Genomic DNA, 9877 nt, shown 5'->3' on the forward strand with positions numbered 1-9877 from the left:
CGGGGCCCCCGCGCCCGCCCCCGGTTACCCCCCGCCCGCGGGCCCTTTTACTGCCCCCCCGGCCCGCCTACCGGCACCGGGCGTCCGGATCGCGGGCAGGGGGCGTAGCCTCGTAACCGAGCCATATCCACAGTCGCGGCAGGCGCTCGCGTCACCGCACACATGGGGAGAGATCCGATGCCCGAGCTGAGGTCCCGCACCGTCACCCACGGCCGCAACATGGCAGGCGCACGTGCCCTGATGCGTGCCTCGGGCGTAGCGAGCGCGGACATCGGGAAGCCGATCATCGCGGTCGCCAACTCGTTCACCGAGTTCGTCCCCGGCCACACCCACCTGGCCCCGGTCGGCCGCATCGTCTCCGACGCGATCCTGGCCGCGGGCGCCGTCCCCCGCGAGTTCAACACCATCGCGGTCGACGACGGCATCGCCATGGGCCACGGCGGCATGCTGTACTCCCTGCCCTCCCGCGACCTGATCGCGGACTCGGTCGAGTACATGGTCGAGGCGCACTGCGCCGACGCGCTGATCTGCATCTCCAACTGCGACAAGATCACCCCCGGCATGCTGATGGCCGCCATGCGCCTCAACATCCCGGTCGTCTTCGTCTCCGGCGGCCCGATGGAGGCCGGCCAGGCCACCCTCGTCGACGGCACCGTCCGCAAGCTCGACCTGATCGACGCGATGGTGGACGCCTCCAACGACAGCGTCTCCGACGAAGACGTCCTGCGCATCGAAGAGAACGCCTGTCCGACCTGTGGCAGCTGTTCCGGCATGTTCACCGCCAACTCGATGAACTGCCTCGCCGAGGCCATCGGCCTGGCCCTCCCCGGCAACGGCTCGGTCCTGGCGACGCACACCGCCCGCCGCGCCCTGTACGAGGACGCCGGCCGCACCATCGTCGAGATCACCAAGCGCTACTACGAGCAGGACGACGAGTCGGTCCTGCCCCGCAACATCGCGACCCGCCAGGCCTTCGAGAACGCCATGGCCCTCGACATCGCCATGGGCGGCTCCACGAACACGATCCTGCACCTCCTCGCCGCCGCGCAGGAAGCCGGACTGAAGTACGACCTCACGGACATCGACGAGATCTCCCGCCGGGTCCCGTGCCTCGCCAAGGTCGCGCCGAACGTGGCGCCCGGCGGCACGTACTACATGGAGGACATCCACCGCGCCGGCGGCATCCCCGCCCTGCTCGGCGAGCTGCACCGCGGCGGCCTGCTGAACAAGGACGTCACCACGGTCCACTCCGCCAACCTGGAGGAGTGGCTCGCGAAGTGGGACGCCCGCTCCGGCACGGCCCCGGAGGAGGTCATGGAGCTGTGGCACGCGGGCCCCGGCTGCCAGCGTTCCGCCTCCGCCTTCTCCCAGTCCGAGCGTTGGGACACCCTCGACCTCGACGCCGAGGGCGGCTGCATCCGCTCCGTCCAGCACGCGTACTCCAAGGACGGCGGCCTCGCCGTCCTGCGCGGCAACATCGCGCTCGACGGCTGCGTCGTGAAGACCGCCGGTGTCGACGAGTCGATCTGGACCTTCGAGGGCCCGGCCGTGGTCTGCGAATCGCAGGACGAGGCCGTCGACAAGATCCTCCGCAAGGAGATCAAGGCCGGTGACGTGGTCGTCATCCGCTACGAGGGCCCGCGCGGCGGTCCCGGCATGCAGGAGATGCTCTACCCGACGTCCTTCCTCAAGGGCCGCGGCCTCGGCAAGGTCTGCGCCCTGGTCACGGACGGCCGCTTCTCCGGCGGCACCTCGGGCCTCTCCATCGGCCACGCCTCCCCGGAGGCGGCCTCGGGCGGCTCGATCGCGGTCGTGGAGGACGGCGACCGCATCCGCATCGACATCCCGAACCGCTCCATCGAGCTCCTGGTCGACGAAGCCACCCTGGCCGCCCGCCACGAGGCCCTGGGCGGCGTCTACGCCCCGAAGAACCGCGAGCGCAAGGTCTCCGCGGCCCTGCGCGCCTACGCCGCGATGGCCACCAGCGCCGACAAGGGCGCGGTCCGCGACGTCAGCCTCCTGGAGCGCTGACCCCGCGATCCACCGGCCCGGCCCCGTCCGACACCGGACGGGGCCGTCCGCGTTCCCCCCTACGGGCCGAAGCCGCCCGATGTCACCAGGCCGCGGGATCCCCCGCCGCCACCGCGAACACGCTCCCGTCCGGCGCCGACGCGTACACCCGCCCGTCCCCGACCACGGGAGCGGGCAGACTCGCCGCGAAGGTGTCCTTCCCGGTGCCCATCCGCGGCTTGGTCTGGCCTGCGGGCTTTCCCCCGGCCGCGTCGAAGGCCAGCAGCCTCCCGTCCGGAGCGGTCAGGAAGACGTGCCCGTCGGCGAACACCGGTCGGGAGGCCCCCGCCAAGCCGGTCTCCATCCGCCACTTCTCCTTGGCCGGGCCGACCGCTGCCAGCGCGCCGGGGGCTCCGAAGACGTAGACGACTCCGTCCGGCCCCACCGTCCCCTGCGCCTCGTAGAGCGGCGTCAGGAGCCGTACCCGCGTCACGGCGTGGGTGCCCAAGTCCACCCGTACGACCGCGCTGGTCCTGCCTTCCGTATCGGAGTCCAGCAGGTACATCCCGCTGCCCGCCACCCCGACCGGCCGCAGGATCCCAGTTGTCCGGGTCTGCCAGCGCAGTGCGCCACTCCCCGGGTCCACCACGGAAAGCTGGGTCGACTTGCCGTCGGCGGTCGGCGTCGCGCCGTAGAGCACCGGTCGGGAGGACTCCTCCGGTCCACCCCACCAGACCGAACCCACACGGCCGAGCGACTTCGTCCAGCGCGGGGAACCAGTCGTCGCGTCCACTGCCGTGAGGGATCCGTTCACTGTGGCGATCACGACGTTCGCTCCGACGGGCACGACGTGTGAACCTCCGGGGAGGTTTCGTCTCCAGCGCTCTGCACCGGTCGATGCATCCAGTGCTTGTAGCAGCTCGCTGCCCTGCCCCACCACGAACACGAGCCCAGCCCCGAACAGGGGGGCATCGTCACTCGCCGTCGAGGCGCCCGGTGCCCTTGCCGGTACGGTCCACAGCGCGGATCCGTCCGCCGGGGCGAGGCGGGCCACCGTCGATCCGGGCCCCGAGCAGTACAGGGCCGCGGCCTGCCAGGAACAAGCCGTACCCCGCTCACCCAGCCGCACGGACCACGGCCGGAACGGTTGTGGTGTGGGTGTACCCGTGGCGGTGAGCCGCTTCGGTGGCTCGTCGCCTGGCGCGGACCATACGGAGCCGGCTACGGCTCCACCCGCCAGGAGCAGCCCGACCCCCGCCGCGACGGCCACGCGGGTGCGCCGTCTGCGCTCCGGGGCCTTGGCCGGGGTGGCGACCCACTCCCGCCGGTGCGTGACCTCCTCGTCGGCCACCGGCTGCCGCGGCCGGGGGACGAAGGCCTGCGTGTCCTGGTCCGTCGGGTACGCCACCGCCCGCAGCGCCGCGATCAGTGTGTCTGCGCTCGGCCGCTCGGCCGGATCCTTGGCCAGGCACTGCGCGACCAGCGGCGCGAGCCGCTCCGGCAGGCCGGTCAGGTCGGGTTCGCTGTGGACCACCTGGTACGCCACGAGGTAGTGGCTGTCCGAGTCGAAGGGTCCCCGACCGGTCGCCGCGTACACGAGCACGGCGCCCAGGGCGAACACATCGGCCGCGGTGCCCACCTCCCGCGGCCGTTGGAACTGCTCCGGCGCCATGAAGGGCGGGGTCCCGATCAGCTTCCCGGTCTCGGTCCGCAGATCGCTGTCGGCCGGCCGCGAGATCCCGAAGTCGATGACCCGCACCCCGTCCGGGGCCATGAGCACATTGCTGGGCTTCAGATCCCGGTGCACGACCCCCGCCCGGTGGATGTCCCGCAGGGCCTCCGCCAGCCCGGCGGCGAGCCGCGCCAGCTCCCGGGCCTCCAGCACCTGGTCCCGTACCCGCTCGGAGAGCGTCGGGGCATCGATGAACAGCGTGGCCATCCAAGGCCGTTCGGCATCGGGATCGGCGTCGACGACGGGCGCGGTGAACGCTCCGCTCACCCGCCGCGCGGCCGCGACCTCCTGCCGGAACCGGGCCCGGAACTCGGGGTCCACGGCGTGCTGCGGATGCACGATCTTGACGGCGAGTTTCAGCCCCGACTCGGAGGTGGCCAGGTGGACCACACCCATGCCGCCCGAACCGAGCACGGACTCGAGCCGGTACTGCCCGGCGTACTCCGGGAAACCCGCGTAATCCGCACGTTGTGCACGCACCGCTCACCACCCCCGCCGGAGCCTAGTCGATGGCCCGTGCGAATCTCCAAGGTCCTGCTACCCTGCGCGAGTTGCGCAGTGCAACGCTGTAGGGGGGAGTTTTCGCATGTCCGTTGAGAGCGATTCAAGCCAAGTCCAAGGCCTCACCTCGGGGTCGGGATTTCCGACGTTCCCGGTCGCGCCCGGCTACCGCGTGAATGTCCGCAGCGGGCCCGGCACCAACTACTCGGTGACCCGGGTGCTGCCGCTGGGCGCCTCCGTCGGCATTCGCTGCCAGTGCGAGGGCACGAAGGTCTCCGGGCCCTACGGCACGACGACGATCTGGGACAACATCGCCAATGGCGAATTCATCTCCGACGCCTACGTGAAGACGGGCAGTGACGGCTACATCACCAGCCGCTGCGGCTGACGGCACGGAGGGGGAGAAGAAGATGATCAGCAGACGCCGCATGCTCGGCCTGGGAAGCTCCGTCATCGCCGCAGTTCCGGCTGTGATGCTCGCGGGTGCGGGTGAAGCCGCTGCGGGGTCGGGGTTCCCGACGTTCCCGGTCGCGCCCGGCTACCGCGTGAACGTCCGCAGAGGACCCGGCACCAATTACGGGGTCATCCGGGTGCTGCCGCTCGGCGCCTACGTCTCCATCCGATGCCAGTGCGAGGGAACGAACGTCTCGGGCCCGTACGGCACCTCGGACATCTGGGACTGCATCGGCAACGGCGAGTTCGTCTCCGACACGTACGTGAAGACCGGCAGCGACGGCTACGTCGCCACCCGCTGCGCCTGAGGTCCATCCGGTCCATCCCACGGCCCGCCCCGTGAGACACCCCGGGCCGAGGCCGCCCGGCGGGGGATAATCGCTGGTGTGAGCGACGACCAGCGAGACCAGACCCCCGCCGAGCCGGCCGCCGAGGCCCAGGCGCAGCCCACGGGCCCCGAGCCCGAGCCGATCCGCTTCTTCGGCACCACCTGGGTGAACCACGACGGCGGCTACGGCGCACGCCGCGTCGGCGCGGCCCTCATCGCGCTGACCCTCGCCGTCATCAGTGCCTTCCTGCTCCGGTTCTCCTACGAGGGTCTGGAGATCGGCAACGTCGGCGCCTTCCTCAGCATCTCGGTCGTCGTCCTCTTCGCGATCGCCAGCTCCATCGCCTTCGTCAAGACCTGGGAGTCCTTCAGCCGCCGGCCGGCCCCCTCCTCCGACGAGACGGCCCTCAAGGGGCTGAAGGCGATCGGTTTCATCGGCAGCCTCATCGCGTACTTCCTGCGCTGCTTCGTCGAGGCACCCGGCGAGAAGCTGCGCCGCACCGAGTACGAGCGCGCCTCGGCCGAATTCAATCGCCGGCGCAGTTCCCGTACCGGCAACCCGGCCGCCCGCCGCCCCAAGCGCAAGAAGTAGCCCCGCGGGAAGCGAACCCGGCGGGAAGTGGCCCCGGCACTGCCCCAGCCTTGCGCCGAGGCACAGCCGGGAGCATTATTCATCACATGATGAATAACCGAGCGGCCGCCGCCGTCCACGCCGAGGACCTCAGCGTCCGCCGCGGCACCGGCCGCAGCCCCCGCACCGTCCTGGACGGCCTCTCCTTCGACGTCCCCCGCGGCCGCATCACCGGCCTCCTCGGCCCCTCCGGCTGCGGAAAGTCCACCCTGATGCGCGCCGTCGTCGGGACACAGGCCCACGTCACCGGCACGCTCGACGTCCTCGGACACCCCGCCGGCCACCCCGGACTCCGCTCCCGCATCGGCTACGTCACCCAGGCGCCCTCCGTCTACGACGACCTCACCGTCCGGCAGAACCTCGACTACTTCGCCGCGATCCTCGACCCCGGCCGCGCCGCCGCCGAGCGCCGCCACGAGACCGTCACCCGGGCCATCACCGACGTGGACCTCACCACCCACACCACCGCCCTCGCCGGAAACCTCTCCGGCGGCCAGCGCAGCAGGGTCTCCCTCGCGGTCGCCCTCCTCGGCAGCCCCGAGCTCCTCGTCCTCGACGAGCCGACCGTCGGCCTCGACCCGGTCCTGCGCCGCGACCTGTGGAACCTCTTCCACGAGATCACCACCACCCGCGGCGCCACCCTCCTCGTCTCCTCCCACGTCATGGACGAAGCCGAGCGCTGCCACGACCTCCTCCTCATGCGGGAGGGCCGCATCCTCGCGCAGGACACCCCCGACGCCCTGCTCGACCGGACCCGTACCGACACCGTCGAAGAGGCCTTCCTCCACCTCGTCGACGCCGCCAACGCCGAAGCCAACGCCGAAGCCAAGGCCGCGAACGCAACCGTCCCCACCGCCGCAGCCCCCCACGGGAGCACCCGATGAGCACCGCCCGGACCACCGCCACCGCCGCCCGCGTCCTGCGCCAGCTCCGCCACGACCCGCGCTCCATCGCGCTGATACTGCTGGTGCCCGTACTGATGCTGGTCCTGCTCCGCTACGTCTTCGACGGGAGCCCGCGGACGTTCAACAGCATCGGCGCGTCGCTCCTCGGGATCTTCCCGCTCATCACGATGTTCCTGATCACCTCCATCGCGACCCTGCGCGAACGCACCTCCGGCACCCTCGAACGCCTCCTCGCCATGCCCCTCGGCAAGGGCGACCTCATCGCCGGCTACGCCCTCGCCTTCGGCGCCATGGCGGTCGTCCAGTCCCTGCTCGCCACCGGCGTCGCCCTCTGGGTCCTCGGCCTCGACGTCATCGGCTCCCCGTGGCTGCTCCTGCTCGTCGCCCTGCTCGACGCCCTGCTCGGCACCGCGCTCGGCCTCTTCGTCTCCGCCTTCGCGGCGTCCGAGTTCCAGGCCGTCCAGTTCATGCCGGCCGTGATCTTCCCGCAGCTCCTGCTGTGCGGCCTCTTCGCCGCCCGCAACACCATGCAGCCCGTCCTCGAGGCGACCTCGAACGTCCTGCCCATGTCCTACGCCGTCGACGGCATGAGCCAGGTCCTCACCCACACCGACATGTCCGCCGACTTCGTCCGCGACGCCGTCGTCGTCGCCGGCTGCGCCCTCCTGGTCCTCGCCCTCGGCGCCGCCACCCTCCGCCGCCGGACGCCCTGACCGCGATGCGCCGACCCGGACGGCCTGACCGCAGTCCGGACAGGACATCGCCGCGCCCCGCCCGGGTGCAAGGATGGCCACGCAGACGACGTACACGCACCAACAGTTCGGCGAGGTGAATCGGGCATGACCCAGACAGTCGCAGTCCTCGGTACCGGCAAGATCGGCGAGGCCCTGCTCAGCGGGATGATCCGCGGCGGCTGGCCCGCCTCCAAGCTCCTCGTCACCGCCCGCCGCCCGGAACGCGCGGAGGAGCTGCGCACCCGCTACGGCGTCGAGGCCGTCACCAACGCCGAGGCCGCCAAGCGCGCCGACACCCTCATCCTCACCGTGAAGCCGCAGGACATGGGCAAGCTCCTCGAAGAGCTCGCCCCGCACGTCCCCGCCGACCGCCTCGTCATCAGCGGCGCGGCCGGCATCCCGACCTCCTTCTTCGAGGAGCGCCTCGCCCAGGGCACCCCCGTCGTCCGCGTCATGACGAACACCCCGGCCCTCGTCGACGAGGCCATGTCCGTCATCTCCGCCGGCAGCCACGCCACCGCCGCGCACCTCGCGCACACGGAGGAGATCTTCGGAGGCGTCGGCAAGACCCTGCGCGTCCCGGAATCCCAGCAGGACGCGGCCACCGCCCTCTCCGGCTCCGGCCCGGCCTACTTCTACTACCTCGTCGAGGCCATGACCGACGCCGGCATCCTCCTCGGACTGCCCCGCGCCCAGGCCCACGACCTCATCGTCCAGGCCGCCGTCGGCGCCGCCGTGATGCTCCGCGACAGCGGCGAGCACCCGGTCAAGCTCCGCGAGGCCGTCACCTCCCCGGCCGGCACCACCATCAACGCGATCGTGGAGCTGGAGAAGCACGGCGTACGAGCCGCCCTGATCGCCGCCCTCGAAGCGGCCCGCGACCGCAGCCGCGAGCTCGCCTCCGGCAACAGCTGACACCGGCCGGCCGGTACGGGGCCGCGCGCGCAGCACCGCCTCCACGGTCCCCGGATCGGCCGCCAGCTCCGCGTGCCGTACGCGGACCGGCCGCAGCAGCTCCACGACGGCGTCGGCGACATCCCGCTTGAGCGCCCCGTACCCGCTGTACCCGTCCGCGAGCTTCTCCGGCTCGCTCCCGGTGCACGCGGCGAGGACGTCCAGCAGGTTCGCCACCCCGGGCCGCTCCGCCCGGTCGTAGACGACCCCGCCGTCCCCGCTGTCGGTGACGGCCCGCATCACCTTCTTCCGCACGGCCTCGGGCTCGTCGAGGATGAACACCACCCCGGGCCCCGCGTCCCCCGACTTCCCCATCTTCGAGGTCGGGTCCTGCAGGTCCATGACCCGCGCCGCCACCACCGGATGCGTGGCCCTGGGGACGGTGAAGGTGTATCCGTACCGCTGGTTGAACCGCACCGCCAGATCCCGGGTCAGCTCGACGTGCTGGCGCTGGTCCTCACCGACCGGCACCTCATCGGTCCGGTAGGCCAGGATGTCGGCGGCCATCAGCACGGGATAGGTGAGCAGCGACAGCCGCACGCTCTCCCCCGAGGCCTGCGCCTTCGCGGCCTTCTCCTTGTACTGCACCATCCGCCGCAGCTCCCCGTCCGAAGCCGTGCACTCCAGCAGGTAGGACAGCCGGGCGTGCTCGTCCACGTGGCTCTGCACGAACAGCGTGCACTTCTCGGGAGTCAGCCCGGCGGCGAGCAACAGCGTCGCCGCCTGCCGACTGAGCCGGCGCACCCGGGCCGGATCGTGCTCGACGGTCAGGGCGTGCAGATCGACCACGCAGAACAGCGCCTCGTCGGGCTCCTGCTCGGCGGCCACCCACTGCCGTACGGCCCCCAGGTAGTTCCCCAGCGTCAGATGCCCCGTCGGCTTGACCCCGCTGAAGATCCTCGTCATGTCCCTGCTCCCTGCTCGTGTCGGTGTGGGCGTCGACGCCACCGCGTCGGGCGACCGAGCCACTCCCGGGAGGGGAGAAACAGAAACGGCCGCCGTAATCGGCGGCCGTCGAGCGCGTGCGTGCTCGTGTGGATGGTCGGCCGCCGTCAGGCGGCCCACCAGCGAAGGTCGAGCGTGAGCGCACGCGTAGTCATGGGGGAGAGGTTAGACCCTGAGGGGTGAGGACGGCGTCAGGTTTGCCTGCCCTGCGGGTCGGGTCAGCCTGGGGTTGACACACCTGTGCCGGATCCGTAAGGTTCTTCGAGTTGTCCGAAGTGAGCATCCGACCCCGGTCGGTCCCCGGACAGCCATCCCGCACCACACATTCGAACGAACGACTCACTTTGTCGTCCCGTTTTCATGCGTATTTGCGAATGAGGAATCCGCGTTCACGGACGCGGCCGCCGATTAGGTTCGGGGGCGAGGAATCCGCTACTGTCTCACTCGTCGCAAGGGCCCAACAGCCCGAACGGCAAATCCCGTTGACTGGGAGTCAGGCCCGAAAGGATCTGATAGAGTCGAACTCGCCGGAAAGGGAAACGCGAAAGCGAAGAACTGGAAGGCGGAAAACAAGCGAGACTGACTCTGGTAGAGTCGGAAACGCGAGAACGAAAGCCCGGAGGAAAGCCCGAGAGGGTGAGTACAAAGGAAGCGTCCGTTCCTTGAGAACTCAACAGCGTGCCA

Annotated in this window: 8 protein-coding genes and 1 pseudogene; 7 read left to right on the plus strand and 2 right to left on the minus strand. The window is 70.9% G+C overall.

Features of this window, described 5'->3' with window-relative positions; translation table 11 throughout:
• The first annotated feature begins 177 nt into the window (after window positions 1-177).
• The gene (gene ilvD, locus ABZY57_RS30420; RefSeq protein ID WP_356517391.1) at window positions 178-2031 is read left to right on the plus strand and encodes a dihydroxy-acid dehydratase; all 1854 of its coding nucleotides are present in this window, start codon (window positions 178-180) and stop codon (window positions 2029-2031) included.
• 82 nt (window positions 2032-2113) lie between these two features.
• Here ilvD and ABZY57_RS30425 read toward each other — a convergent pair whose 3' ends face one another.
• Window positions 2114-4222, minus strand: coding sequence for a serine/threonine-protein kinase (locus ABZY57_RS30425; protein WP_356517393.1), 2109 nt, complete (start codon window positions 4220-4222; stop codon window positions 2114-2116).
• A 106-nt stretch (window positions 4223-4328) separates the two neighbouring features.
• Here ABZY57_RS30425 and ABZY57_RS30430 point away from each other — a divergent pair, with 106 nt between their 5' ends.
• From ABZY57_RS30430 to proC, 6 genes are all read left to right on the plus strand, one after another.
• On the plus strand, window positions 4329-4631 hold the full coding sequence (locus ABZY57_RS30430) for a peptidase (protein ID WP_356517395.1): 303 nt from the start codon (window positions 4329-4331) through the stop codon (window positions 4629-4631).
• Window positions 4632-4716: 85 nt separating this feature from the next.
• Window positions 4717-5004: a peptidase gene (locus ABZY57_RS30435; protein WP_356517402.1), complete on the plus strand. Its 288-nt coding sequence runs from the start codon at window positions 4717-4719 to the stop codon at window positions 5002-5004.
• A gap of 162 nt (window positions 5005-5166) precedes the next feature.
• Entirely contained in the window at window positions 5167-5616 is a 450-nt protein-coding gene (locus tag ABZY57_RS30440; protein WP_356517404.1) for a hypothetical protein, read from the plus strand.
• An 86-nt stretch (window positions 5617-5702) separates the two neighbouring features.
• A complete protein-coding gene (locus ABZY57_RS30445) occupies window positions 5703-6539 on the plus strand; it encodes an ABC transporter ATP-binding protein (RefSeq protein WP_356517397.1) in 837 nt (278 codons plus the stop codon).
• A complete protein-coding gene (locus ABZY57_RS30450; protein WP_356517399.1) occupies window positions 6536-7273 on the plus strand; it encodes an ABC transporter permease in 738 nt (245 codons plus the stop codon). The genes ABZY57_RS30445 and ABZY57_RS30450 overlap by 4 nt, the downstream gene beginning before the upstream one ends.
• Before the next feature lie 126 nt (window positions 7274-7399).
• The gene (gene proC, locus ABZY57_RS30455; protein WP_266956141.1) at window positions 7400-8209 is read left to right on the plus strand and encodes a pyrroline-5-carboxylate reductase; all 810 of its coding nucleotides are present in this window, start codon (window positions 7400-7402) and stop codon (window positions 8207-8209) included.
• A gap of 27 nt (window positions 8210-8236) precedes the next feature.
• On the opposite strand, the pseudogene trpS reads toward proC, so the two are convergent.
• Window positions 8237-9154: pseudogene (trpS, locus tag ABZY57_RS30460) on the minus strand (tryptophan--tRNA ligase); the annotation flags it as partial.
• Window positions 9155-9877 lie beyond the last annotated feature (723 nt).

The sequence above is a fragment of the Streptomyces sp. NPDC006450 genome, from assembly GCF_040612195.1.
Lineage (GTDB): Bacteria > Actinomycetota > Actinomycetes > Streptomycetales > Streptomycetaceae > Streptomyces.